The sequence below is a fragment of the Aeromonas sp. S19(2024) genome, assembly GCF_041402625.1.
Lineage (GTDB): Bacteria > Pseudomonadota > Gammaproteobacteria > Enterobacterales > Aeromonadaceae > Aeromonas > Aeromonas caviae.
The window spans coordinates 449,064-473,418 of record NZ_JBGLQU010000001.1; the positions used below are offsets into that span (position 1 = coordinate 449,064).

Here is a 24,355-nt window from a genome sequence, read left to right on the forward strand (position 1 = left end):
TGATATGAATTATACAGGGGGCCCACCCCAAGGGGTGGGCCAAAAGCGTATTAGAGGGCGTGATCGATGCGGATGTCAATCGGCGCTGTGGGGATGGTGCTGGTCGGCACGGTGACCGAAACCCCTTCAAAGGCGCCTTCCTTGTTCATGACGTTGCCACCTCGGGAGAGGCGCGCCTTGAACTGCAGCTCGGCATGGGCCGCCAGCTTGCTCCCCTCCATCATGGCATCCCCGTCCCCCAGGGAGAGGGTGAGCGGGAGATGCGGGCCAGCAATGCGCTTGACCGCGATGGGCATGGGCGGACCGTTGGGGATCACCGCAAAGACGAACAGATGGGCATCTTCCGGCATCTTGATGCCCGGTGCCAGGGTGATGTGCAGGGGGAACTCCCCCTCTTTCACCGTCAGCACCTCGGCTTGTGCCTGGCCTTCGGCAGACGGGGTGGTCACGGCGATGCCACGCTGGCCAAGCTGCTGCCTGGCGTACTCCATGGAGCGCTCCACCATGGTGTAGCGGGCCGAGCCCGGCTCCAGCAGCGGCAACATCCCCTGCCAGCGGTCGAGGGCGGTCTGGAAATCCTCTTTTTGCAGGGCCATGAAGGCGTGGACGGAGCGGGCCTCAATGTTGGCCGGGTCCTCGGCAATGACCGCCTGCAACAGCTGATCCGCACGGGCTTCCTCCCCCGTCATCATCAGGGCCTGGGCATAGGGCACCGCTACCATGGCCTTCTCGGGAGCGAGGGCATAGGCACGCTCCAGCGCCTCGCGGGCCATCTCGGGATCATTGCCATCCAGGGTCAGGCGCCCCAGCAGCAGCCAGCCACGATAGTCGTTCGGTTCTTCTTTCAGCCGGGTTCGCAGGGCCAGGGTGAAGTCCAGCAGATCCTGCTCGGTCACCCGGGTGTCGCGCTCCACCAGGATGCGATTGCTGAGCTCCCCCAACCGGCTGCTGGCATCCTGCCAGCGGCTCACCTCCTGCCAGGCGCCGAGCTTGGCGTAGAGGCCGATGCTCACCACCGCCAGCACCAGCACACCGGGGATCCAGATCAGGCTCTTGCCGCCACGGGCGGTCTGCTCTACGTCGGGAATGTCGTCCAGGAGGCTGCGCTGCAGCTCCACCAGGGATTCCGGCTCCTCCGCCAGTATCCCCTGCTCCCGCTCTTCCCCTATCTCCAGCAGGCGCTGGCGATAGAGCTGTTTGTTGAGGGCCGAGCGACTGATGCTCTGCCTGCCCTCGCCGCGCCACAGCGGCACGATCAGCGCCAGGCTCGCCAGCACCAGCAGGGCCGCACCCAATATCCAGAATGGGGTCATGGTTTATCTTCCTCTTTGAGCAGGGCGGACAGCCTGGCCTGCTCTTCTGCACTCAGGGTGCCTTCAGGCTGTTGCAAGGGAGCAGGGGCATGGCGGCGGCTTCGCACCACCACGGTGACGACGCCAATCACGATGACCAGCAAGGGGCCAAGCCAGAGGATCAGGGTCGAGGCCATCAGGGGGGGATCATAGAGAATGAAGTTGCCGTAGCGGGCCACCATGTAGTCCACCACTTCCTGCTTCTCCTTGCCCTCGCGCACCATCTGGTAGGTCTTGTCCCGCAGATCCTTGGCGAGCCCGGCGTTGGAATCCGCGATGTCCTGGTTCTGGCACTTGGGGCAGCGCAGCTCCTTAGTCAGCTCGCGAAAGGTCTGCTCCTGGGCGTCGCTCTCGAAGGTGTAGACATCGATGGCGGCGCGGGCCTGTCCGGCGCAGACGAAACCGGCCAGCAGCAACAGGGATGCAATCAGTGTTTTCATCGGGGAGGCCTCACTTCATGGCATCGAAGATGGGTTTGAGGGTACTGGCCCAGACGTCTGGGTTGATGTCCCCCACGTGGCGATAGCGGATGATGCCCTGGCTGTCGATGAAGAAGGTCTCGGGCGCGCCATAGACACCGAGATCCAGCCCCAGCATGCCGTCCGGATCGTAGAGGTTGACCTGGTAGGGATTGCCAAGCTCCGCCAGCCACTTGATGGCCTTGTCACGCTCGTCCTTGTAGTTCATGCCGACGATGTAGATCCCCTGCCCCGCCAGCTCCTTGAGGTAGGTGTGTTCCCCGTAACAGGTCGGGCACCAGGTGGCCCAGACGTTGAGCAGCATGGGGCGCCCCTTGAGGATGCTCCTGTCGTGCTGCTTGCCCAGGTCATAGATGTCCTGCAGGGTGAACACGGGCACCTCCTTGTCCACCATCACGGATTCGAGCTTGGTGGGATCGGAGTAGAGCCCCTTGAACAGAAACACGGCCCCCATCAGGAAGATGATGAAGGGCAGCAGATAGAGCCAGGTCTTCTTGTTCATGCCTTGGCCTCCTCGTCACGACGTCCGAAGCGGTAGCGCTTGTCCAGCATGGCCAGCACGCCGCCGAGGGCCATGAAGACGCCGCCAAACCAGATCCAGCGCACGAAGGGCTTGTAGTAGATCCGTACCGCCCAGGCGCCGTTGTCGAGTTGCTCGCCGAGCGCCGCATAGAGATCCCGGGTAACCCCCGCATCGATGGCCGCCTCGGTCATCGGCATGCGGCTCACGGTGTACATCCGCTTCTCGGGCTTGAGCAGGGCTACCTGCTTGCCATCCCGGTGCACTTCCAGCACGCCCTTGAAACCGTCGTAGTTGGGGCCGTTCTTCTCCTTGATGCCGGTGAAGACGAACTCGTAATCGGCGAACTGGACGCGATCGCCGGCCTGCATCCGCAGGTCCTTCTCGATGCTGTAGTTCTGGGTGCAGGCGATGCCGATGATGCTGACCGCGAGCCCCACGTGCCCCAGGATCATGGCCCAGTGGCTGTTGCCAAGCTTGCGCACGCCGGTGGCAAAACCGTGTTTGTGGGTGGCCCGCGCCCAGGTCTCCTGCACGCTGGTGACGATGATCCAGACGCCAAGCCCGATACCGAGCGCAGCCCAGGGTTTGAACGCCTCGGCAAAGAGTTTGGGCAACAGCAGAGCCGCGGCCAGGCTCAGCACCAGGGCGAGCATCACCTTGCCCTTGAGCTCACCGAGATCCTGGCGGCGCCAGCGGAACAGGGGGCCCACCCCCAGCAGCAGGGCGAAGGGGATGATGAGCCAGCTGTAGATGTGGTTGAAGAAGGGGGTGCCGATGGAGATGCTGCCAAGCCCCAGCTCCTTGTGCACCAGGGGCAACAGGGTGCCGAGCAGCACGGTGAGCAGGCCCGCCACCAGCAGGATGTTGTTGCCAAGGAGCAGGGTCTCCCGGCTCCACAGCTCATGCTTGCCGTGGCTCTTCACCTGGGAGCCCTTGAAGGCGAACAGCAATAGGGAGCTGCCTATCACCGCCAGCAGGAAGCCCAGGATGAACAGACCCCGGGTCGGGTCCGAGGCAAACGCATGGACCGACACCAGCACGCCGGAACGCACCAGGAAGGTGCCTAGCAGGCTCAGGGAGAAGGCCGAGAGCGCCAGCAGCACGGTCCAGGCCTTGAAGGTGGCGCGCTTCTCGCTCACCGCGAGGGAGTGGAGCAGGGCCGTGCCCGCCAGCCAGGGCATGAAGGAGGCGTTTTCCACCGGGTCCCAGAACCACCAGCCGCCCCAGCCGAGTTCATAATAGGCCCACCAGGAACCGAGCACGATGCCCAGCGTCAGGAAGACCCAGGCCGCCATGGTCCAGGGACGGGACCAGCGCGCCCAGGTGGCGTCCAGACGCCCCGTCATCAGGGAGGCGATGGCGAAGGCGAAGGCCACCGAGAAGCCCACGTAGCCCATGTAGAGCATGGGGGGGTGGAAGATGAGACCGGGATCCTGCAGCAGCGGATTGAGATCCCGCCCGTCCACCGGGAAATACGGCAGGGTGCGGGTGAAAGGATCCGAGGTGAACAGCACGAAGGCGGTGAAGCCCACCGAGATAAGGCCGAGCACCCCGAGTACCCGCGCCACTGCATCGAGCGGCAGGCGGCGGCTGAAGAGGGCTACCGCCGCCGTCCAGCCTCCCAGGGTCAGCACCCAGAGCAGCAGCGAGCCTTCATGGGCTCCCCACACCGCCGAGATGCGGTATTGCAGGGGCAGCAGGCTGTTGGAGTTGGTGGCCACGTACTGCACGGTGAAGTCGTTGTCGATAAAGGCCCAGGTGAGGCAGAGAAACGACAGCAGCAGCAGCAGGAACTGGCTGTAGGCGAGCGGGCGGGCCGCCGACATCATGCCAAGACGACCGAGATGGGCCCCGATCAGCGGGTAACTGCCCAGCAGCAGGGCGGTGGCGAAGGCCAGGATCAGTGAGAACTGCCCTAATTCCGGGATCATTGACTATTCCCTCTCGATTGCACGGAGAAACCTGCCGATTTGGCGGTATAAAGAAGTGAATTCTTGGCGCATACCGACATCATTGCTTGGCTCCCTGCAACTGCGCCTCTGTGTATTCGGGCTTGAAGTGCATGCCGTTGGTGGCGTCGGCCACTTCCGGCGGCATGTAGTTCTCGTCGTGCTTGGCCAGCACCTCGAAGGCGGCGACCGTGGTGGCATCCTTGAGGGTGCCCTGGGCGACGATCCCCTGCCCTTCCCGGAAGAGATCCGGCAGGATGCCGTCAAACTCCACCGTCACCAGATGGCCGCCGTTGTCCACCAGCTTGAAGGCTACCTTGAGGCTCTGGGGATCCCGCACCACAGACCCCGGCACCACCAGGCCACCGATGCGAAGGCGCTGCCCCTCCTCGGGCTTGATCTTCTCCGGCCCCTTCCCTTCCACCAGCTCGCTCGGGGTGTAGAAGAGGTCGATGTTCTGGCTCAGGGCATAGAGCACCAGGCCAGTCACGCTGGCAAGGCCCAGGCTGATGGCCAGGATGATGGTGAGGCGTTTCTTGCGGCGCGGGTTCATAGGGTGTTCTCCATCTGCTGGGCCGCCTTGCGGCGTGCCTCCCGAGCCTGCTTGTTGCGCAGTTCGCCGAGCAGGCTGCGGGTCTTCAACCGGGTGGAAATGACGATGCCGACCAGGCAGAGCAGGGTCAGACCGAAGGAGAGCCAGACGTAGAAGGCATAGCCTCCCATGGCCATGAAATCACTGAACGAGGCAAAGTGCATGCTTACTTCTCCTGCCTGGCGATGTCGGCGACCCAGGGGCGGTGCCACTCCCGCATCAGCAGCTCATTGCGAAAACGCATCAGGGTCAGGGCACCGAGAAACGCGGCGAACGCCAGGATCATGATGAGCAGCGGCCACAGCATCTCGGGGGAGATGGAGGGTTTGTCAAACTTGGTGATGGTGGCCCCCTGGTGCAGGGTGTTCCACCACTCCACCGAGTAGTGGATGATGGGCAGGTTGATCACCCCGACCAGCGCCAGGATGCCGGCGGCGCGGCCCGCCACCACCTTGTCGCTGAAGGCGTTGTAGAGGGCGATGACACCCAGATAGAGGAACAGCAGGATGAGCTCGGAGGTGAGCCGGGCATCCCACACCCACCAGGTGCCCCACATGGGTTTGCCCCAGGCGGCGCCGGTAAAGAGGGCAATGAAGGTGAAGACGGCCCCCACCGGGGCGATGGCCGCCACCGTCATGTCTGCCATGCGCAGTTGCCACACCAGGCCAATGAAGGCGGCCACCGCCATGGTGGAGTAGGCGCCCATGGAGAGGATGGCGGAGGGCACATGGATATAGATGATCCTGAAAGAGTCGCCCTGCTGGTAATCGGCGGGTGCGAAAGCCAGCCCCCAGACGGTGCCGATGATGAAGGCGAGCAGGCTTGTCACGGCAAACCAGGGCAGCAGGGTGCCGGCCAGCCCATAGGCGCGCTCGGGTTTGGCATAAGGGTGCAACCATTTCCACATAGCTCACGAAACCTTTCAGTTATTAATTTTTAAGTGGCGAGGGCTACCATACCCATGGGGGAAAAACATCATATCCCCCGAAAGCAATAAGCAGCCATCCCCTTGATCTATCTCAACTATCCCGCCCCTAACAAGGCTTCAAACGAAAATCTTTTCACCAAACCAATCAGTTGACACTCACCCGAAGCGCCGCCGAGATAGCCAGGGGCGTCAGGGTCAATGCCCCCACCAGCATGGCCCCCAGGATGGCGAGCTGACCGGCATAGGGCAGTCCCATGCTCGCCGCGTCGATGGCGGACGTGGCGAAGATAAGCACCGGAATATAGAGCGGCAGCAGCAGCAGGCTGAGCAGCACGCCCCCCTTGCGCAGCCCTGCGGTCAGCGCCACTCCGACCGCCCCGAGCAGGCTCAGCACTGGTGTACCGAGCGCCAGGGTAGCCACCACGGCCAGATAGGTCTTCAGCTCCAGGGAGAGCAGGATGGCGAGCAAGGGGGAGACCAGCAACAGCGGCAGACCGGTCAGCAACCAGTGAGCGATCACTTTGGCCAGGGCCAGCAACCCCAGGGGATGGGGCATCAGCATCATCTGCTCCAGGGCGCCGTCACTGAAGTCGTCACGAAACAGCCGCTCCAGGGAGAGCATGGCCGCCAGCAGGGCCGCCACCCAGATGATGCCGGGAGCGATGCGGGCCAGCAACTGGGGCTCGGGCCCGATCCCCAATGGAAACAGGGTGATGACGATGAGGAAGAACCAGAGCGGGTTGAAGATGTCGGCGCGCTGGCGCAGGGCCATCAGCAACTCGCGGTGAATAAGGTGTATGACGGCGCGCAGCATGGGCTACTCCTGCAACAGCGAGGTCAGGGAGAGGGTCTTGAGCCGCCCCTGCATCAGGGTCAGATCCTGGTGGGTCGTAAGGACCACCATACCCCCCCTGTCCGCGTGGGCGAGGAACAACTGCTCCAGCACCCTGACCCCCTGCTTGTCGATGGCGGTGAAGGGCTCGTCCAGGATCCAGAGCGCCGGTCGCTCGCTCAGCCACAACCTGGCCAGCGCCACCCGTCGCTGCTGCCCGGCGGAGAGCTGCCCCGCGGGATAGTCTTCGAAACCGGCGAGGCCGACCTGGGCCAGCACCCGCCAGAGATCCACACCGTCCCCGGCAGGGCCATGAAGCTTCTGGTAGAAGGAGAGATTCTCAAGGGGGGTCAGGGTCGCCTTGACGCCGGGCTGATGGCCCAGGTAAAGCAGGCTGGCGTGGTATTCATCCCGGCAATGGCGGATATTCTCCCCATTCCAGCACACCTCGCCAGCAAAGGGCTGGGAGAGGCCGGTGAGCAGGCGCAACAGGCTGGTCTTGCCCACCCCGTTGGGACCCTCAATCTGCATCAAATCCCCGGCACGCACCGCGAAGGAGAGATGTTCAAACAGGGTGCGATCTTCACGCACGCAGCTCAGATTGTTCGCTTGAAGCAGCATGGGGATGTAATCGTTGAAAATGAGGCGGCCTGCATCTTAACACAGGATCCGGAGGCGTCTTTTCAAAGATGCCAATAATCAACAGGATTTGTGGGGAAGATCGCGCCCCCACCAAAGAGATTGATGCCAAAGGATTATCCACCGTCCCGGCATCAAGAAAGAGGTGGCCACGGGCCGAACAGAAAGCGGGGAGGCACCGGCCTCCCCGCGACACATCCGTCAGCTGCGTCCCTTTCGCAGGGAAATAAGCAGCTCCGCTTCCGCCTGGGGCAACTCGCACTCGCTCATCACCTCGTCCAGATCGGCACCGAGCTCAACCATCTTGGCGGCGCGGCTGTAGAGGCGGCGCTCCGGATCCTGCAACGTCAGCTCCTGCTGGCTGTCGTGGATCTTCTGCATGGCCCCTTCTGCGGCTTGCAGACGCTGACCCATGCCGATGGCGCCCGTGTGCAACTCCATCATCTGCTTGCGCAGACTCTCGAGCTGCCCCTGCAGCGCTTCCACCCTGGCCTCGGACTCTCGCTGGCGACGACGGTGCCCCAGGATCCCGTAAAGGGCCAGCACCAGTGCGAGCAAGGACAACCCCAAGGCTGCAAATTCAATCATCAAACCATCACCTTACCGTCACAGGGAGGCGGACAGGTGCCATCGCCCCCGTCCGCACGTTCCCGTCCCTGTTACAGGGAACCAATGTCTTCCCACTCTTCGTCGGAGAGCAGCTTGTTGAGATCCACCAGGATCAGCAGTTGGCCGTCACGGTTGCTGACGCCCTGGATGAACTTGGCACTCTCCTCGGTGCCCACCGCCGGGGCGGCATCGATCTCGGAGGAGCGCAAATAGACCACCTCGGCCACGCTGTCCACCATGATGCCGATCACCTGCTTCTCCGCCTCGATGATGACGATGCGGGAGTTCTCGCTCACGTCCCCGGCCGGCAGGCCGAAACGGGAGCGGGTATCGATGACGGTCACCACGTTGCCACGCAGGTTGATGATGCCCAGCACGTAGTCAGGTGCACCCGGGACCGGAGCGATCTCGGTGTAGCGCAACACTTCCTGAACCTGCATCACGTTGATGCCATAGGTCTCGTTTTCCAACTGGAAGGTCACCCACTGCAGCACTTCGTCTTCGGCCAGATTCTGTGCAATATTGCGCTTCTCTGTCATCTTCTTGATCCTTGTATGAACACGTCAACGGGTAAAATTAGCAATAAAACCATGGCGATGCCGATGTTGTCAGCGGCCTTCGATGTTCACGCCCCGGCCAAGCAGCAGCAAGAGCTCCCTGACGTGCAGCAGGGCACACATCTTCTCCTTGACCATGCCGGCCAGCCAGGGGCGCTTGCCCTCCTGATGGCGCCACTTCACCTGGTCCCGGTGCAGCAGTTCTGTGCCCTTCAACTGGTGACAGGCCAATCCCCAGGGTGATTCTCCCAGCATAATCAGATATTTGTAATCGTCCATCTCCAGATGCTGGCCCGGCATGACCCACTGGGCCGTGTCCACCACGTTCATCTTCTGCTCGCGGGAGGTCATGATCCCCTTGTACCAGCCCGGTTGGCCGAAGAGAGAGGTCACCTCCCCCAGTTGATGGATGCCCCCCAACTCGGTCAGAGGCACCGCAAACGTCACCCCGGCCACATCGAAGAAGAGCGCCTGAAACTCGTTGCCGGTATCCAGGTTCTCCCAGGTCGACGGTGCGGGCGCCGCTTCGAGGGCGGGCGCAGGTTCCGCCACCGCGAGGGCGACGGGCTCGACCTCCTCCGCCACGGCTTCCACCACCGGCTCTGCCAGGGCGACCAGAGGCTCACTGTCAACTACCTCCGCCTCGAGCTGGAATGGCTCGACATGCACCTCTTCGTGGCTCAGGGCATCCATCTCGAACTGGACCTGTCCCACCTGGGCAAGCAGCTCGCTCAGCTGGGCCAGTCGGGTATCGGCTTCAAGATAGGGGGTGGCAGCCACCTCCGGCACGGCGACGGTCTGACGTTGCAACGCTGGGGCCGGTGCTTCGTCTTCGGGATCTTCCCGCAGCAGGGCATCGTCCAGCAGCAGGGAGTGGAAATAGTCGTCCATGGCCCGAACCTGGGTGGTCTCTCTCACGGCATCACCTCCTGGGTCCGTTGACGCTCCAGCGCGTCGAGATGGTTGAGCAGGGTCTCATAGGCATAGGTGCCCCGGCTGCCCGGTGCATAGATGGAGGGAGGAATGTGCACCAGACTGGCATCCCTGAATTTGGTGTCGATGGGAATGACCGCATTCCACACCGCCTCCCCATACTGCTCCTTGATGGACTGCAATGTCATCAGGGAGGCGCGGGTACGCTTGTCAAACATGGTCGGAATGATGGTGTAGCGGAACTTCTCCCGCTTGGAGCGCTGCATGATCTCGAAGGTCTTCATCATCCGCTCCAGCCCCTTGAGGGCCAGGAATTCGGTCTGCACCGGCACCAGGATGCGATCGCAGGCCGCCAGCGCGTTCACCATCATGACCCCCAGCACCGGCGGACAGTCGATGAGCACGTAGTCGAACTGATCCTGCACCCGCAGCAGAGCGCGCTTGAGCACCAGCCCCATCCCTTCCCGGTTGCCCATCACCCGATCCAGCGTGGCCAGGGTAATCGAGGCGGGCAGCAGGCTGATGTTCTCGAATCGGGTCTTGAGGGTCATCCGGTTGACCAGCTCGGCGCTGGGTTTGGCCGCCTGGAACAACTCGTACAGGGTGCCTTCCAGCCTGTCCGAGTCGAAATCGAGATAGGAGGTCAGGGAGGCGTGGGGGTCGGTGTCGATCAGCAGTACCCGCTGGCCACGCTGGGCCAGAATGCCCGCCAGGGAGACGACCGTGGTGGTTTTACCGACTCCACCTTTCTGATTGGCAACCGTCCAAACAATCACTGTATCAATCCTGCCTTGTTGTTATGCGTATGCCACCACCGGGCAGCGCGATCACCCTGATCTTTTCACTGTCGACACTCTGCGGTGCGTCCTGCACCGGTGCCCCCGTCAGCGGTTTGACGGGGGCTGGCGGCACCCAGGCGAACCTGGATATGGCGACCACCACCTTGCGATTCTGTAATCGTCCCTGCTCGGTGCCATTGTCGACGAAGGGGGAAAACTCTCCGTACGCCTCGTAGGCGAGCCGACCGGGAGCCACCCCCTTGCCCACCAGGGCATTGAGCACTGCCTCGGCGCGGGCCGCTGACAATGTCCAGTTGGAGCGGAAAATTTCGTTGTTTATCGGTTGGTTATCCGTGTAGCCCCGCACCCTGACATAGTTATCGACCGGTTTGAGAATACCTGAAAGCGTATCGAGCACAGGGGCGGCATTGTTACCCAGAAAAGCGCTGCCACTGTTGAACAGGAGACCTGAACTCAGCTCCACCGTCAGCCAGTTGTCATCCTGCGCAAGCTTCACCACCCCCGCATCGACCAGGGCGCCCATGGACTCCTGGATCTGCATGTCGATCTGCGCAAGAGCCGTGCCATCTTGCGAGACGGGCGTACCCGTGATGGGGGCACGCGAGGGGGACGCAGAGGCCTGGCTCTCCAGCAGGCTGGGGGCGGTCGAGACCGGGTTGTCCAGCAAGGAATTACCCCGCCCTTCCAGCAGGCCATCGCTGCGCGGCGCCTGGTTGAAGGCCTGGGTCATGCCCTCGATGACGGCGCGGTACTCCTCCTTGTTGACGATGGCAACGGAGTAGAGCACCACGAAAAGGGCGAAGATGAGCGTCATGTAATCGGCATAGGAGACCAGCCAGCGATCGAGATGCTCTCGCCCTTGCAGGTGCAAACGATAGCGCTTGCGCATGGCTACTCCCCTTTCAGATAAGCCCGTAACCGCCTTTCAACCTGCGGGCCGTTCTCCCCGTGGGCGATGGCCAGAAGCCCCTCCAGGGTCATCTCCTGATAGAGGCCGTAATGGTAGTGGAAGGCGCGCAGCCGATTCGCAATCGGCAGATAGAGCAAGTTGGCAAAGCCCACCCCGTAGATGGTGGCGACGAAGGCCACGGCAATGCCCGCCCCCAGAGTGCCTGGCTCCTCCAGATGAAACATGGCCTGGATGAGGCCAATCACGGCCCCGATGATGCCGATGGTGGGGCTGTACCCCCCCATGGACTCGAACACCCTGGCCGAGTGCTCGTTGCGCTCCTGCTCGATGTCGATGTCCGCCTCCAGCAGGCTGCGAATATCCTCGATGGAGACGCCATCCACAATCATGGAAAGCCCCTGGCGGGTGAAGGGATCGGGCTCGGCCTCGGCCTGGTTTTCCAGCGCCAGCAAGCCTTGCTGGCGGGCGAACTGGGCCCACGCCTTCAGGCGCTCGGCCTGCTCCGCAAGATCCAGCTGCGGCGGAAACAGCATCCAGGTTGCCTGCCTCAGGGCACTGAGCAGGTACCTGCGGGGAGTCTGCAAGATCACCGCCCCCCAGGTTCCCCCGACGACGATGACAAAGGCCGGGCCATCCAGCAGGGTCAGCAGGCTCCCGCCATGCCACCACTGGGCGATGGCGACGGCCCCCAGCGCCAGCACCAGGCCGAGCATGCCCATGGTCAGCGACCCAACTCGACCAGAATGCGCTGGGCCACCCGATCCAGCGGCAGGGATTCGCTTGCTATGCCCGCCTTGGCAACGGCCTGGGGCATGCCATAGACCACGCAGGAGGCTTCATCCTGCGCCCAGATGGTCGCCCCCTGCTCCTTGAGCAGACGGGCACCGTCGCGGCCATCCGCACCCATGCCGGTCAGGACGATGGCCAGCACCTTGTCGCCATAGGTCTTGGCAGCGGAGGCGAAGGTGATGTCCACGCAGGGTTTGTAGTTGACCTTGTCATTGCCATCGATAATGCGAAGACGGGCACCGGGCCCGCGCCCTTCCAGCAGCATCTGCTTGCCACCGGGGGCAAGATAGGCCTGACCCGGCTTGAGCACGTCGCCGTCCTGCGCCTCCTTGACGCCTATCTGGCACAGCCCGTTGAGGCGGGCGGCAAAGGCAGCGGTGAAGGTGGCCGGCATGTGCTGGATCAGCAGGATGGGATGAGGGAAATCCCCCGGCAGCTTGGTCAGCACGTTCTGCAGTGCCACCGGTCCGCCGGTGGAGGTACCGATGGCAACCAGCTGGTAACTCTTGCCACTGCGCTTGAACGCGGCGGGAGCCGCCGCTGCCCGCGCAGGCTCGGGCTGGCGTTCGGCCAAGGGACGATTCAGGTTCCCCGTGACGGCGGGCCGGACGGCAGGCTCGGGGACACGGGGCCGGGTGGCCATCAGGAAGCGTTTGCGAGCGATCTCCTTGACCCGCTGCTGCAGCAGGTTGACGGCTTCGTCCTTGTCCCGGGCGATGTCTTCAAACTTCTTGGGCAGAAAATCGAGGGCGCCCGCATCCAGCGCATCCAGTGTTGCCTTGGCTCCCTCGTGGGTCAGGGAGGAGAACATCAGGATGGGGGTCGGACACTTGGCCATGATCTCGCGCACGGCGCTGATGCCGTCGAGCACCGGCATTTCAATGTCCATGGTAATGACGTCGGGCCGCAACTGCTGCGCCTTGTCTACCGCCTCCCGCCCGTTCTGGGCCGTGTCGATCACCGTCATCAGGGGATCCTGATTGATGATTTCGCTGACCCGACGGCGGAAGAAACTCGAATCGTCGACCACTAATACCTTGACTGCCATTGTTATTCTTTTAACTCCTTGAGCCTGGCGCTCAGTGGCGACGGGCATAGGCCTTGAGCAGGCTGGGCACATCCAGAATGAGGGCGATGCCGCCGTCGCTGGTAATCGTGGCGCCGGCCATGCCGGGGGTACCTTGCAGCAGGTTGTCCAGGGGCTTTATCACCACCTCTTCCTGACCGATGAGGTTGTCTACCACGAAGCCCACCTGCTGGGTCCCTATCTGGACGATGACCACGTGACCCTGGTCCTGGCGGGCCGTCTTGCCGGCACCGCGTACCAGCCACTTGTGCAGGTAGAACAGCGGAATCGCCTTGTCACGGACGATGATGGTGAGCTGGCCATCCACCACGTTGGCCTTTTTCAGATCCAGGTGGAAAATTTCATTCACGCAACCGAGGGGAAGAGCGAAGGTCTGTTGACCCACCTCCACCATCAGGGTCGGCAGAATGGCCAGGGTCAGGGGAACCTTGATCTCGAGACGGGTGCCCTTGCCCCAGGTGGAATCGATGTGCACCGAGCCATTGAGGCTGACGATGCTGGTCTTCACCACGTCCATGCCCACTCCACGGCCGGAGATGTCGGAGATCTCCGACTTGGTGGAGAAGCCGGGGGCGAAGATCAGGTTGTAGGCATCGTTGTCGCTCATGCGCGCCGCGCTGTCAGCATCGAGCACGCCACGGCTGATGGCGATGGACTTGAGCTTCTCCGGGTCCATCCCTGCGCCGTCATCCTCGATGCAGAGCAGAATGTGGTCCCCTTGCTGGGAGGCGCTCAGGGTGATGGTGCCCTGGCGGGGCTTGCCCGCCTTCTCGCGCACGTCCGGCATCTCGACGCCATGGTCGCAGGAGTTGCGCACCAGGTGAACCAGGGGGTCGGCCAGGGCCTCCACCAGGTTCTTGTCCAGATCCGTGTCCTCACCCACCATCACCAGCTCGATCTCCTTCTTGAGGGTACGAGCCAGATCGCGCACCACGCGCGGGAAGCGGCCGAATACTTTCTTGATAGGCTGCATGCGGGTCTTCATGACCGCGCCCTGCAGATCGGCGGTCACGACGTCGAGGTTCGCGACAGCCTTGGACATCTCTTCGTCATTGCTGGCGATGCCGAGGCTCACCAGGCGGTTTCTCACCAGCACCAGTTCGCCCACCATGTTCATGATGACGTCCAGGGTCTTGGTATCCACCCGCACCGTGGTATCGCTCTGTACCGCGCTGCTCTCGGCGGGAGCGGCCTGCTTGGCAGGGGCGGCCCTGGCTGGCGCTGGGGGCTCTGCCGGCGCGGGTTTGGCGGCCACTGGCGCCTTGGGCGGCGTCACCGGGGCTGCGGGGGCAGCGGGTGCCGGGGCCTTGGGTTCGGGAGCGGGCGCAGGAGCAGGTGCCAGACTGTGCTGGGGCGCCTGGCCACGGCCGTGCAGTTCATCCAGCAGGCGCTCGAACTCATCGTCGTCGATGAGCTCGTCCACCTCTTTCTGGACCGACTGCAAAGGTGCCAGATCGGGGGCACCACCGTGCTGACCCTGACCATGGAGCTGGTCGAGCAGGGCTTCGAATTCGTCGTCTGTGATGTCACCTGAACCGCTCAGCACGGGGGCGGCAGAGACCGTCGGCGCTTTGCCGACACCGTGCAGCTCATCGAGCAGGCGTTCAAATTCGTCGGCGGAGATCTCGTCGATGGAGCCACCGCCATTGACGGCGACAGGCGCCACCTCGGCGATGACCTCGGGTTCTGGTGCGGGTTCGGGCTCAGGCTCGGGTTCTGGCTGGGCCGCCACGCTGGCGGTACGCAGCTGCTCCTGCCCTTCCGGCTTGCACAGCTCGTGCAGATCGTGCAGCAGATCGGGAGAAGCGGGGCTTATCTCTTCGCGGTTCTGGACCTGGGCAAACATGACGTTGATGGCATCAAGCGCCTGCAAGATGACATCCATCAGCTCGGCACTGAGGGTCCGCTTGCCGTTGCGCAGCATGTCGAACAGGTTCTCGGCACCGTGACAGACATCCACCAGTTCGGTGAGGGAGAGGAAGCCCGCTCCCCCCTTGACGGTGTGGAAGCCGCGGAAGATGGCGTTCAACAGGTTCTTGTCATCGGGCCGCTTTTCCAAGTCGACCAGTTGTTCAGACAACTGTTCCAATATTTCTGATGCTTCGACCAAAAAGTCTTGCAGTATGTCTTCATCAACTTCGAAGGCCATGCGTCACTCCATTAGAATCCCAGGCTAGACAGCAGATCGTCCACATCATCTTGACCATTGACCACATCTGAGCGGGTCTGCGGGTTCATGATGGGGCCTTCCGCCTCGATGCCGCTCACTGGCAGGCTACGTGCCGAATTGTCACTAACGCCCTCACCGAACATGGTCAGCATCTCTATCAACTTCGTTTCAACTTCCTGCACCAGTTTGATCACCTTGCGGATCATCTGACCGGTCAGGTCCTGGAAATCCTGAGCCATCAGAATTTCCGTCAGCAGTTGTCGTAACTTATCGGCATCCGTCTCAGAAGCCTTAATAAAATCATTCAGTTGATGGCATAGCGCCTTGAATTGACCCAGCTCGAGATCCCGGCTCATCAGGGCATTCCAGTTGGGCATGACCAGCTGAATGTTGTCGTTGAGTCGATCGGCGATGGGAAGGCTTGCCTCGACCGCATCCATGGTGCGATTGGCCGCCTTGTCCGTCATGTCGATGACATAGCTCAGACGCTCCCGGGCATCCGGGATCTCATGGGTGGCCAGGTCGGGGATCCTGGGATCCAGGCGAAAATCCTGCAATGAGTTGTGCAATTGGCGGGTCAGCTGCCCCACCTTGTCAAACAGGGCCGCCGCATTGGGGGCGCACACATCGGCGAGGATGGTATCGGCCTGTTCAAACTCTTCCCGCTCCAGGTGGGCAACCAGCATCCTTGCCTGGTCAAGCGAGATCATGGCACTCGTTTTGGCCTTCATCCCTGCCGCTCCTTAGCCGATACGTTCAAAGATTTTGTCGAGCTTCTCTTTGAGGGTGGCAGCGGTGAACGGCTTGACGATATAGCCATTGACCCCGGCCTGGGCGGCTTCGATGATCTGCTCGCGTTTGGCTTCGGCAGTCACCATCAGAACCGGCAGGTGCTTGAGCTTGTCGTCGAGGCGAATCGCCTTGAGCAGGTCGATGCCCTGCATGCCGGGCATGTTCCAGTCGGTGACCACGAACTGGAAGTCGCCATTTTTCAGCATCGGCAACGCCGTGTTGCCATCGTCTGCTTCATGGGTATTGTTGTATCCCAGGTCACGCAGCAAGTTCTTGATAATCCGGCGCATCGTTGAAAAGTCATCGACGATGAGGATTTTCATGTTCTTGTCCAAAGTTCCTCCTAAATAGCCGCCAAGACGGCTCACTTACATGATGCAGATCGCAGGTTTTATGGTGCGGATTATGCCTTAGAGTTGTGCTCCAGTGTAGCCAGTACAACCACTTATAAATTCCAATCTCGCAAACGGGCGCGCAGCCTGTGCATGGCCTGACTATGAATCTGGCTCACCCGAGACTCACTCACACTCAATACTTCACCGATCTCGCGCAGATTCAGCTCTTCATCGTAATAAAGGGACAGCACCAGCGCCTCCCGCTCCGGCAGGCGGGCGATGTGCTCCGCCAGGGCCCCCTGGAAGCGCTCGGCCGCCAGATCGTCGAATCCTCCCTGACCGTTGCCGTCATCGGGATGACCGATGACATCTTCGCTGACCCCCAGATCCTCTATGCCGATGATCTTGCCGCAGGAAACATCCTGCAGCATGGCATGGTACTCCCCGAGGGACACCCCCATATTGGCGGCCACCTCGGTGTCTCTGGCATCCCGGCCATGGGCCTGCTCCACGTTCTCGATCGCTTCTGCGATGGCACGGCTGTTGCGGTGCACCGAGCGGGGCACCCAGTCTCCGCGGCGGATCTCGTCGAGCATGGCACCACGGATGCGGATGCCGGCATAGGTTTCAAAGCTGGCGCCCTTGCTGCCGTCAAAGTTGCGGGAAGCTTCGAGCAGCCCAATCATACCTGCCTGGATCAGGTCATCCAGCAAGACACTGCTTGGCAGGCGAGCCAATAAATGCTGGGCAATCCGCTTGACCAGCGGAGCGTGTCGCTCAACCAGCACGTAGGAATCCTGATGACGCAAGTATGCTTGGGCTTTATTCACGGGAGTCTTCCTGTGTTATGACCGGCTTTTGCAACAAGTTTTCCAGGAAAAATTCGAGGTGGCCGCCCGGCTGATTCGGGATGGGCCAGCTCGCCGCCTTGTTCGCCAGGGCACGAAATGCCAGGGCGGCAGGGGATTTTGGAAACGCCTCAACTATCAGTTTCTGCTTGCGCACCGCGGCCCGCAGGTTGGTGTCGTAAGGCACGCAGGCCACCAGCTCCAGGGAGGTATCCAGGAAGCGGTCGGTGACCCGGGTCAGCTTGGCGAACAGCTCCTGCCCCTCGCGCAGGGAGCGGACCATGTTGGCCACCACCTTGAAGCGGAACACACCGTGATCCTTGGAGAGGATCTTGATGAGCGCGTAGGCATCCGTGATGGAGGTGGGTTCATCGCACACCACCACCATGATGTCCTGGGCGGCACGGGTGAAACTCAGCACCATGTCGGAAATCCCCGCCGCCGTGTCCACCAGCAACACGTCCACCTGGGTCTTCATCTCGCTGAAGGCGCGGATGAGCTCGGCATGTTGTACCGGGGAGAGCTCGACCATGGACTGAGTGCCCGAGGTGGCCGGCACTATCATCATGCCGTAGGGCCCCTCGACGATGATGTCGTCTATGGTGCACTCCCCGGCCAGCACATGGGAGAGGTTGCGATGCACCCTCAGCCCCAGCATGACGTCGACGTTGGCCAGACCAAGGTCGGCGTCCAGCACCAACACCCGCTTGCCCTGGGCGGCCATGGCTCCCGCCACATTCAGGGTCACGTTGGTCTTGCCGACGCCCCCCTTGCCTCCGGACACGGCGATCACTTTCACTCGATTGTTTTGACGCATTTTGCGCAGACCACTCGCCTGATCCATATACATGTTACTCATAAAACTCCGAATCTTCGGATTCGCCAAAACCCGATCCCCAGAAATAGGGATCTTCTGCTTCCCGTTCCAGCGACCCCATGGCGGCACCGACCAGCAGCGCCGCGTTGGCAACTTGAATATCTTCCGGCACCCGTTGCCCGTCGGTGATGTAACTGATGGGCAGGGCGTTTTGAATGCACACGTTGATCACTTCACCCAGATTCAGGCTCTCATCTAGCTTGGTCAGAATGCAGCCGGAGAGCGGAATGCGCCGGAAGTGATCCACCGCCTCCTGCATCACCCGTCGCTGGGAGGTGGCCGACATGACCAGATAACTGCGGATGCGCACCTTGGCATTCTTCACCAGAGTGTCGAGCTGTTCGGTCAGGCGGATATCCCGCTGACCCACCCCGGCGGTGTCGATGAGCACCAGCCGGCGATGGCGGAACTGATAGAGGGCACTGGCCAGCTCTTCGGCGTCCCGCACCTGACGCACCGGGCAACCCATGATGCGACCATAGGTCTGTAGCTGTTCGTGGGCCCCGATCCGGTAGTTGTCCGTAGTAATGAGCGCCACCTGCTCGGCGCCATACTTCATGGCAAAGCGGGCCGCCAGCTTGGCGATGGTGGTAGTCTTGCCCACCCCGGTCGGTCCGAGCAGGGCCACCGCCCCCCCCTGACGCAGGATCTCGTCCTCGCTGATCTTGAGCTGGGCCGTCAGCACCTCGGCCAGCTGGGCCATGGCCTGATGGATCGGCATGTCTTCGGGGATGAGGCCCGCCAGCTGATCGGCGAAGGCATCGTCGAACCCCATCTTCTTGAGTTCCTTGATGAGCAGGGCGCGCATGGGTTCGCGGCGCTCCACCTCCTGCCACATCAGGCCGGAGATCTGGTGCTCCAGCAACTTGCGGATGCTGGCCATCTCCTTGCGCATCCCCTCCATCTCCTGATCCCGCTGGGCGGACTGAGCCTGGCGCGGGGCAGCGGCAGGACGGGCCTTGGGCTTGGCGGGCTCGGGAGCGGCGCCCCACTGGCCCTGTTCGGCCAGGGTTCTGGGAGCACTGGCCGCGCCCGCCAGTCCGGCGGACTGGGTGCCGGCAGCGCCATTGGCGGGCCAGGAGGCCGAGGCTGGCTGACCGTTGCCCGCTCCGCTGCCAGACCATGATCCCGGGGCGCCATTGCCACCCGCCGGGTTGGCCGGATTGAGCTTCTGCTGGCGTGCCAGCAGGGCCGCCAGGGTATCGGCGTAGTATTCGTTCTGTTCCTTGGGTGGCGCCGACCTCGTCATCTGTTTGCCCGCAGACGAGATATTGACGCTCTCTTCATTCAACTGACGGCGAACCGGCGCGTCTTTGGGCCCCGGTACCTGGGATTGATAATCGACGGCCGCGACTATCTCCACCCCACCGGTGACCTTTTTGTTGGACATGATGACGGCATCGGGTCCGAGAGTCTCCTTGACCTCGGCCAGCGCCGTGCGCATGTCTTTGGCAAAAAACCGCTTAATCTTCACCCGTCATCTCCGCTAACTAGCCCTGTCCCACCGCACTGACGATGCGGATCTGCTTGTCGTCAGGCACTTCCTGATAGGACAGCACGCGTAATCCAGGAATGGCATTCTTGACAAATTTCGCCAGGGTATTGCGCAATATCCCCGATGTCAGAAGCACGGCCGGCTGGCCTTCCAGTTCTTGTCGTTGAGTGGCTTCCACCAGGGAGCGTTGCATCCGCTCCGCCAGTCCCGGTTCGATACCGGCGCCATCTCCCCCACCTGCTTGCAGTGATTGATGCAATATACGTTCCAGTTCTGGTGACAAGGTGATCACCGGCAGCTCGGGCTCGGGGCCGGCAATCTCCTGCACAATCAATCTGCGCAGGGCTATCCGGCAGGCTGCGGTCAGCACTTCCGGGTCCGGGCTGCGGGGCGCATATTCCACGAGGGTCTGCAGGATAGTGCGCATATCGCGAATTGGCACGCCTTCATTGAGCAAATTCTGCAATACCTTCACCAGGTTGCCCATGCTGATCACCTCGGGAACCAGTCCTTCCACCAGCTTGCTCTGATGCTTCCCTATCATGTCGAGCAGTTGTTGCACCTCGTCATGACCCAGCAGCAGCGCCGCATGGTTGGAGAGGATCTGGCTCAGGTGGGTAGCCACCACGGTGGCCGCATCGACCACGGTGTAGCCAAGGGTCTGGGCCTGGGAGACCTGCTCCTTGGCGACCCAGACCGCCTCCAGCCCGAACGCCGGGTCCTGGGTGGCGATACCGTGGATCTGGCCGAACACCTGCCCCGGGTTGATGGCCATCTCCTTGTCGTGATAGACGGTGGCTTCCCCCGTGCTCACGCCCATCAGGGTGATGCGGTACTGGTTGGGGGCAAGATCCAGGTTGTCACGAATGTGGACGGCAGGCACCAGAAAGCCCAGCTCCTGGGAGAGCTTCTTGCGCACCCCCTTGATCCGGTTGAGCAGCTCGCCCCCCTGATTCTTGTCCACCAGAGGTATCAGCTGATAACCCACCTCCAGGCCGATGATGTCCACCGGCATGACGTCGTCCCAGCTGAGATCCTTCTGCTCCACCGGGGCATCCCCCTGGGCCGGCATGAGTTCGCCGCTCGCCGCCTTCGCCTTGTTCTGCTTCTCGCGGCGCAGCAGCCACCAGGCGCCCGCCGCCGCCACCGCCCCCAGGCTCAGGAAAGCCAGGTGCGGCATGCCGGGCACGCTGCCCATCATCAACAGGATGCCGGCGGAGATCACCAGCGCCTTGGGATTTTCGAACAGTTGGCCGAGTACCGCTGTCCCCATGTCCTGGTCGGTATTCTGACGGGTAACGATGATGGCCGCGGCAATGGAGAGCAGGAGCGAGGGGATCTGGGCGACCAGACCGTCACCGATGGCGAGCAGGGTATAGACCTGGGCCGCTTCGCCGAAGGTGAGCTGGTGCTGCATCATGCCGATGATGAAGCCGCCGATGATGTTGATGAAGAGGATCATGATGCCGGCGATGGCATCCCCCTTCACGAATTTGGAGGCACCGTCCATGGAGCCGTAGAAGTCCGCTTCCTGAGTCACGTCCTGACGGCGCTTCTTGGCCTCTTCCTGGTTGATGAGACCGGCGTTCAGGTCCGCATCGATGGCCATCTGCTTGCCGGGCATGGCGTCAAGGGTGAAGCGGGCGCTCACCTCGGAGATCCGGCCCGCACCCTTGGTGACCACCACGAAGTTGATGATCACCAGGATCATGAAGACGATGATGCCCACGGCATAGTTGCCGCCGATCACCACGTTGCCGAACGCCTCGATCACATGGCCTGCCGCCGCGCTGCCGTTGTGGCCTTCCAGCAACACCACCCGGGTGGAGGCAACGTTGAGGGCGAGCCGCAACAGGGTGGCGATCAGCAAGACGGTGGGGAAGGCGGCAAATTCCAGGGGGCGGCGGGTATAGACCGCCACCAGCAGCACCACGATGGAGAGGGCGATGTTGAAGGAGAAGAGGATATCCAGCATCAGGGGCGGAATGGGGAGTACCACCATCCCCAGAGAGGCCAATACCAGCAGCGGCGTCCCTACCCCTCTGCTGAGCAGCCACTTGTACTCTTTGAAACGGCCCAGTCCCGCTTTGAATCCCATCGTGCATCTCAATGATAAACTGCCAATAGTGGATTAAAGCAAATATCAAGCCAAGGATTCAATATATTGATTTATATGGTTTTTATTTTAACGCTGTCAGAAGTCCGTCGTTGGCGTCACGGGGAATGGTGAAAGGGGGGAAGCTGCCTTCACCAAGCAGGCCAAAGGCCAGCCCAGGCCATGGGGCGAGGCGACGCGCCTCGACAAGGAGATAGCGGCCTTGTTTGCGACACAAGGGAGAGACCGGATGGTGGGGCCATCCCACCGCTTTATTTGCGAAACGCGGGGGCGCAAGGGAGAGCACCCGGGATCAGGCTGCCTCCACTGCGTTATTTGCGAAACTCGGGTGGAATGGGCAGATCCTTGGCGATGGGGGTCGGGCGCCGGCCGCGGCCACGGCGGAACTTCTTGAGCTGATAGACATAGGCCAGCACCTGGGCGACGGCGGCGAAGAGCCCCTCCGGGATCTCCTGGCCAATCTCGGTGGCGTGGTAAAGGGCCCGGGTGAGCGGCGGGGAGGACATGACGGGGATGTCGTATTCGCGCCCGATCTCCCGGATCTTCATCGCCACCTCGTCGACCCCCTTGGCCAGTACCTTGGGCGCCGCCCCCGGCTTGCCCGCATCGTATTTGAGCGCCACCGAGTAGTGGGTCGGGTTGGTGATGATCACATCGGCCTTGGGGACATCCCCCATCATGCGGCGCATGGCCATCTGCATCTGCAACTGGCGTATCCGCCCCTTGACCTCGGGCTTGCCTTCGCTGTCCTTGAACTCGTCCTTGATCTCCTGCTTGGTCATCTTGAGCTGGCGATTGTGGTTCCAGCTCTGGAACGGCACATCGATGGCGACAATGGGGATCAGGGCGCAGCAGAGGATGATCAGCATCCAGAGCAGCAGGTCCAGGGCATCGACGATGCCGCCGGGAAAACCCTCAAGAGAGAGATTCAGCAGATGGTTGAACTGGCTCGACAGCATCCACCAGGCGAACAGACTAATAAACACCACTTTTGCGATGGATTTGACAAGTTCCACCAGAGATTGCACCCCGAACATCCTTTTGATGCCGCTCAGGGGGCTCAGCTTGCTCCACTTGGGCAGCATGGCTTCGGAGGAGAAGTTCATCCCGCCGAGCAGGGTGTTGCCGACGAAGGCGGCGATGATCACCAGCATGAACAGCAGTCCCAGAGGCTGGATCAGCTCCCCCAGCAGGGCGGGCACCATGGCCCCCATGGCATTGGGGTCGAACGCCTGATCCCGGTCCAGGGTAAAGCCCATGGTGAGTACCTTGATCATGGCCCCTGCCAGACTCTCCTTGATCATCAGGAGGCCGAACACGGTCGCCAGCAGGACGCTGGCGGTACCCAGCTCCTTGGAACGTGCAATCTGCCCTTTTTCCCGGGCTTGTTGCAGTCGTTTGCCCGTGGGTTGTTCTGTGCGTTCCTGATCGGTATCAGCCATGCTGGCCTCCTGCCGGCATCAGCCGACTGGCGGCCCGCCAGACTGGCAGCAAAAGGGCCGCAACCCGGAGGGCCTCAGTCATGCTGGCCCCCGAAGCACTGGACGTTGATGAGCTCGCAGCTGGTCTCCTGCACCCGCTCCCAGAGCGCGTCGAAGTGCCCCATGAAGCCACCTATGGTGAGCCAGAGGATGAACAGGCCCGACATCATGCTGACCGCAAAGCCGATGCTGAAGATGTTGAGCTGGGGGGCCGCACGGGTCATCACCCCGAACGCGAAGTTGATCAGCAGCAGGGCGATGATGGCCGAAAGCGCCATCACCAGAGAAGCCTGATACATGACCCCGAGAAAGCTCACCAGGCTGCGGATGGCAGGCAGGGTGAGCCCGCTGTCAGATACCGGCAGGGTTTCGAAACTCAGCACCACCATGCGCAGCATCAGCAGGTGGCCGTCCACCGCGAGAAACACCAGGGTCGCCAGCATCAGGTAGAACTGGCCCACCACGGGAGCCGACTGGCCATTCATGGGGTCCACCAGGGTGGCAAAGCCCAGGCTGGTCTGCATGGCGATGACCTGACCCGCCATCACGAAGGTCTCCAGCAGGAACTGGGTCATGAGGCCGAGCGCGATGCCGATGAGCAGTTGCTGCCCCAGCACCAGGAAGCTGCCGAGGGAAAAGAGCTCGATCTTCGGCATCGGGGGCAGCAGGGGGGCGATGATGAGGGTGATCGCCAGCGCCAGGCCGATGCGGATATGGGCCGGGGCGAGCCGGCTGCCAAAGACCGCCATCACCATCAGGAGACTGCTCACCCGGGCCAGGGGCCAGAGGATGGAGGAGAGCCACTCCATGATGAGCGCCGTGGTGTAGGTCATGACAGCAACACTCCCGGCACGGGCAGGCCAACGGGAGGACGCAGGCCCCGGTCTGCCTCGGCCAGAGCGAAAGGGTGGCCCTTGGCTGGCATCAGCCCACCACCTCGGGGATCTGGCTCACCATCAGCTGGAAGAAGTCCATCAGACTCTGCAATCCCCAGTGAGCCCCCGCCCCCAAGGCCAGCAGGGTGACCACCAGACGGGGCAGGAAGCTCAAAGTCTGTTCGTTGATGGAGGTGGCGGCCTGGAAGATGGCGACCACCAACCCCACCATCAGGCTCGGCAAAATCACGGCACACACCATGATGGTCACCAGCCAAAGCGCCTCGCGAAAGACGTCGACGAAGGTTTCAGGACTCATTGCTCGCTCCTTGTGATGGGTTTGCCCAGGGCCGCATCCTCCCGGCCTCCTCCTTCGAGAGGAAGAGA

The 24,355-nt window shown here is 62.1% G+C and carries 26 protein-coding genes; all 26 read right to left on the bottom strand.

The window, feature by feature from the left end:
- Positions 1-50: 50 nt before the first annotated feature.
- Complete coding sequence (gene ccmI, locus ACB037_RS02120; RefSeq protein WP_371174832.1) at positions 51-1,313, bottom strand: c-type cytochrome biogenesis protein CcmI; 1,263 nt, start codon at positions 1,311-1,313, stop codon at positions 51-53.
- Positions 1,310-1,792: a cytochrome c-type biogenesis protein gene (locus ACB037_RS02125; RefSeq protein WP_371174833.1), complete on the bottom strand. Its 483-nt coding sequence runs from the start codon at positions 1,790-1,792 to the stop codon at positions 1,310-1,312. Before ACB037_RS02125 ends, ccmI begins: the two co-directional genes overlap by 4 nt.
- A 10-nt stretch (positions 1,793-1,802) precedes the next feature.
- A complete protein-coding gene (locus ACB037_RS02130; RefSeq protein WP_103243522.1) occupies positions 1,803-2,333 on the bottom strand; it encodes a DsbE family thiol:disulfide interchange protein in 531 nt (176 codons plus the stop codon).
- Positions 2,330-4,285 carry a heme lyase CcmF/NrfE family subunit gene (locus ACB037_RS02135; RefSeq protein ID WP_041212639.1) on the bottom strand — a complete coding sequence of 652 codons (1,956 nt, stop codon included), beginning with the start codon at positions 4,283-4,285 and terminating at the stop codon, positions 2,330-2,332. Before ACB037_RS02135 ends, ACB037_RS02130 begins: the two co-directional genes overlap by 4 nt.
- Positions 4,286-4,364: 79 nt before the next feature.
- Positions 4,365-4,856 (bottom strand): cytochrome c maturation protein CcmE, encoded by a 492-nt coding sequence (gene ccmE, locus ACB037_RS02140; RefSeq protein WP_010673948.1) that lies wholly within the window; start codon positions 4,854-4,856, stop codon positions 4,365-4,367.
- Positions 4,853-5,059, bottom strand: a complete 207-nt coding sequence (gene ccmD / locus ACB037_RS02145; protein ID WP_039039901.1) for a heme exporter protein CcmD — start codon at positions 5,057-5,059, stop codon at positions 4,853-4,855. The genes ccmE and ccmD overlap by 4 nt, the downstream gene beginning before the upstream one ends.
- A 2-nt stretch (positions 5,060-5,061) precedes the next feature.
- The gene (locus tag ACB037_RS02150; protein WP_010673946.1) at positions 5,062-5,802 is read right to left on the bottom strand and encodes a heme ABC transporter permease; all 741 of its coding nucleotides are present in this window, start codon (positions 5,800-5,802) and stop codon (positions 5,062-5,064) included.
- A gap of 166 nt (positions 5,803-5,968) precedes the next feature.
- A complete protein-coding gene (gene ccmB, locus ACB037_RS02155; protein WP_010673945.1) occupies positions 5,969-6,637 on the bottom strand; it encodes a heme exporter protein CcmB in 669 nt (222 codons plus the stop codon).
- A gap of 3 nt (positions 6,638-6,640) precedes the next feature.
- Entirely contained in the window at positions 6,641-7,276 is a 636-nt protein-coding gene (ccmA, locus tag ACB037_RS02160) for a cytochrome c biogenesis heme-transporting ATPase CcmA (RefSeq protein ID WP_039039903.1), read from the bottom strand.
- 219 nt (positions 7,277-7,495) lie between these two features.
- Positions 7,496-7,882, bottom strand: coding sequence for a DUF2802 domain-containing protein (locus ACB037_RS02165; protein WP_010673943.1), 387 nt, complete (start codon positions 7,880-7,882; stop codon positions 7,496-7,498).
- Between the two features lie 71 nt (positions 7,883-7,953).
- Positions 7,954-8,442, bottom strand: a complete 489-nt coding sequence (locus ACB037_RS02170; protein WP_010673942.1) for a chemotaxis protein CheW — start codon at positions 8,440-8,442, stop codon at positions 7,954-7,956.
- Positions 8,443-8,511: 69 nt separating this feature from the next.
- A complete protein-coding gene (locus tag ACB037_RS02175) occupies positions 8,512-9,378 on the bottom strand; it encodes a chemotaxis protein CheW (protein ID WP_134996663.1) in 867 nt (288 codons plus the stop codon).
- The gene (locus ACB037_RS02180) at positions 9,375-10,169 is read right to left on the bottom strand and encodes a ParA family protein (RefSeq protein WP_010673940.1); all 795 of its coding nucleotides are present in this window, start codon (positions 10,167-10,169) and stop codon (positions 9,375-9,377) included. Before ACB037_RS02180 ends, ACB037_RS02175 begins: the two co-directional genes overlap by 4 nt.
- A 4-nt stretch (positions 10,170-10,173) precedes the next feature.
- Positions 10,174-11,082: an OmpA family protein gene (locus ACB037_RS02185; protein WP_371174834.1), complete on the bottom strand. Its 909-nt coding sequence runs from the start codon at positions 11,080-11,082 to the stop codon at positions 10,174-10,176.
- Positions 11,083-11,084: 2 nt separating this feature from the next.
- Positions 11,085-11,822, bottom strand: coding sequence for a flagellar motor protein (locus tag ACB037_RS02190; protein WP_042016381.1), 738 nt, complete (start codon positions 11,820-11,822; stop codon positions 11,085-11,087).
- Positions 11,823-11,824: 2 nt separating this feature from the next.
- Positions 11,825-12,940 carry a chemotaxis response regulator protein-glutamate methylesterase gene (locus ACB037_RS02195; RefSeq protein WP_128296032.1) on the bottom strand — a complete coding sequence of 372 codons (1,116 nt, stop codon included), beginning with the start codon at positions 12,938-12,940 and terminating at the stop codon, positions 11,825-11,827.
- Positions 12,941-12,971: 31 nt separating this feature from the next.
- Entirely contained in the window at positions 12,972-15,128 is a 2,157-nt protein-coding gene (locus ACB037_RS02200) for a chemotaxis protein CheA (RefSeq protein ID WP_268451758.1), read from the bottom strand.
- An 11-nt stretch (positions 15,129-15,139) separates the two neighbouring features.
- Positions 15,140-15,880, bottom strand: a complete 741-nt coding sequence (locus ACB037_RS02205) for a protein phosphatase CheZ (protein ID WP_041212633.1) — start codon at positions 15,878-15,880, stop codon at positions 15,140-15,142.
- 12 nt (positions 15,881-15,892) lie between these two features.
- Positions 15,893-16,276, bottom strand: a complete 384-nt coding sequence (gene cheY / locus ACB037_RS02210) for a chemotaxis response regulator CheY (protein WP_010673934.1) — start codon at positions 16,274-16,276, stop codon at positions 15,893-15,895.
- 110 nt (positions 16,277-16,386) lie between these two features.
- Positions 16,387-17,106, bottom strand: a complete 720-nt coding sequence (locus tag ACB037_RS02215) for an RNA polymerase sigma factor FliA (protein WP_041212632.1) — start codon at positions 17,104-17,106, stop codon at positions 16,387-16,389.
- Positions 17,099-17,974 (bottom strand): MinD/ParA family protein, encoded by an 876-nt coding sequence (locus tag ACB037_RS02220; protein ID WP_041212631.1) that lies wholly within the window; start codon positions 17,972-17,974, stop codon positions 17,099-17,101. Before ACB037_RS02220 ends, ACB037_RS02215 begins: the two co-directional genes overlap by 8 nt.
- Before the next feature lies 1 nt (position 17,975).
- Complete coding sequence (gene flhF, locus ACB037_RS02225; protein WP_045525209.1) at positions 17,976-19,475, bottom strand: flagellar biosynthesis protein FlhF; 1,500 nt, start codon at positions 19,473-19,475, stop codon at positions 17,976-17,978.
- A 16-nt stretch (positions 19,476-19,491) separates the two neighbouring features.
- Positions 19,492-21,594 carry a flagellar biosynthesis protein FlhA gene (gene flhA / locus ACB037_RS02230; protein WP_010673930.1) on the bottom strand — a complete coding sequence of 701 codons (2,103 nt, stop codon included), beginning with the start codon at positions 21,592-21,594 and terminating at the stop codon, positions 19,492-19,494.
- A 329-nt stretch (positions 21,595-21,923) separates the two neighbouring features.
- Entirely contained in the window at positions 21,924-23,054 is a 1,131-nt protein-coding gene (flhB, locus tag ACB037_RS02235; protein ID WP_041212629.1) for a flagellar biosynthesis protein FlhB, read from the bottom strand.
- Between the two features lie 74 nt (positions 23,055-23,128).
- Positions 23,129-23,926, bottom strand: coding sequence for a flagellar biosynthetic protein FliR (gene fliR, locus ACB037_RS02240; RefSeq protein ID WP_010673928.1), 798 nt, complete (start codon positions 23,924-23,926; stop codon positions 23,129-23,131).
- Between the two features lie 91 nt (positions 23,927-24,017).
- A complete protein-coding gene (gene fliQ, locus ACB037_RS02245; protein ID WP_010673927.1) occupies positions 24,018-24,287 on the bottom strand; it encodes a flagellar biosynthesis protein FliQ in 270 nt (89 codons plus the stop codon).
- Positions 24,288-24,355 lie beyond the last annotated feature (68 nt).

Bases quoted from the DNA above. Each gene is read 5' to 3' on its own strand.
- ccmI (WP_371174832.1), bottom strand. From the start codon at position 1,313: ATGACCCCATTCTGGATATTGGGTGCGGCCCTGCTGGTGCTGGCGAGC.
- ACB037_RS02125 (WP_371174833.1), bottom strand. From the start codon at position 1,792: ATGAAAACACTGATTGCATCCCTGTTGCTGCTGGCCGGTTTCGTCTGC.
- ACB037_RS02130 (WP_103243522.1), bottom strand. From the start codon at position 2,333: ATGAACAAGAAGACCTGGCTCTATCTGCTGCCCTTCATCATCTTCCTG.
- ACB037_RS02135 (WP_041212639.1), bottom strand. From the start codon at position 4,285: ATGATCCCGGAATTAGGGCAGTTCTCACTGATCCTGGCCTTCGCCACC.
- ccmE (WP_010673948.1), bottom strand. From the start codon at position 4,856: ATGAACCCGCGCCGCAAGAAACGCCTCACCATCATCCTGGCCATCAGC.
- ccmD (WP_039039901.1), bottom strand. From the start codon at position 5,059: ATGCACTTTGCCTCGTTCAGTGATTTCATGGCCATGGGAGGCTATGCC.
- ACB037_RS02150 (WP_010673946.1), bottom strand. From the start codon at position 5,802: ATGTGGAAATGGTTGCACCCTTATGCCAAACCCGAGCGCGCCTATGGG.
- ccmB (WP_010673945.1), bottom strand. From the start codon at position 6,637: ATGCTGCGCGCCGTCATACACCTTATTCACCGCGAGTTGCTGATGGCC.
- ccmA (WP_039039903.1), bottom strand. From the start codon at position 7,276: ATGCTGCTTCAAGCGAACAATCTGAGCTGCGTGCGTGAAGATCGCACC.
- ACB037_RS02165 (WP_010673943.1), bottom strand. From the start codon at position 7,882: ATGATTGAATTTGCAGCCTTGGGGTTGTCCTTGCTCGCACTGGTGCTG.
- ACB037_RS02170 (WP_010673942.1), bottom strand. From the start codon at position 8,442: ATGACAGAGAAGCGCAATATTGCACAGAATCTGGCCGAAGACGAAGTG.
- ACB037_RS02185 (WP_371174834.1), bottom strand. From the start codon at position 11,082: ATGCGCAAGCGCTATCGTTTGCACCTGCAAGGGCGAGAGCATCTCGAT.
- ACB037_RS02190 (WP_042016381.1), bottom strand. From the start codon at position 11,822: ATGGGCATGCTCGGCCTGGTGCTGGCGCTGGGGGCCGTCGCCATCGCC.
- ACB037_RS02195 (WP_128296032.1), bottom strand. From the start codon at position 12,940: ATGGCAGTCAAGGTATTAGTGGTCGACGATTCGAGTTTCTTCCGCCGT.
- ACB037_RS02200 (WP_268451758.1), bottom strand. From the start codon at position 15,128: ATGGCCTTCGAAGTTGATGAAGACATACTGCAAGACTTTTTGGTCGAA.
- ACB037_RS02205 (WP_041212633.1), bottom strand. From the start codon at position 15,880: ATGAAGGCCAAAACGAGTGCCATGATCTCGCTTGACCAGGCAAGGATG.
- ACB037_RS02220 (WP_041212631.1), bottom strand. From the start codon at position 17,974: ATGTATATGGATCAGGCGAGTGGTCTGCGCAAAATGCGTCAAAACAAT.
- flhA (WP_010673930.1), bottom strand. From the start codon at position 21,594: ATGGGATTCAAAGCGGGACTGGGCCGTTTCAAAGAGTACAAGTGGCTG.
- flhB (WP_041212629.1), bottom strand. From the start codon at position 23,054: ATGGCTGATACCGATCAGGAACGCACAGAACAACCCACGGGCAAACGA.
- fliR (WP_010673928.1), bottom strand. From the start codon at position 23,926: ATGACCTACACCACGGCGCTCATCATGGAGTGGCTCTCCTCCATCCTC.
- fliQ (WP_010673927.1), bottom strand. From the start codon at position 24,287: ATGAGTCCTGAAACCTTCGTCGACGTCTTTCGCGAGGCGCTTTGGCTG.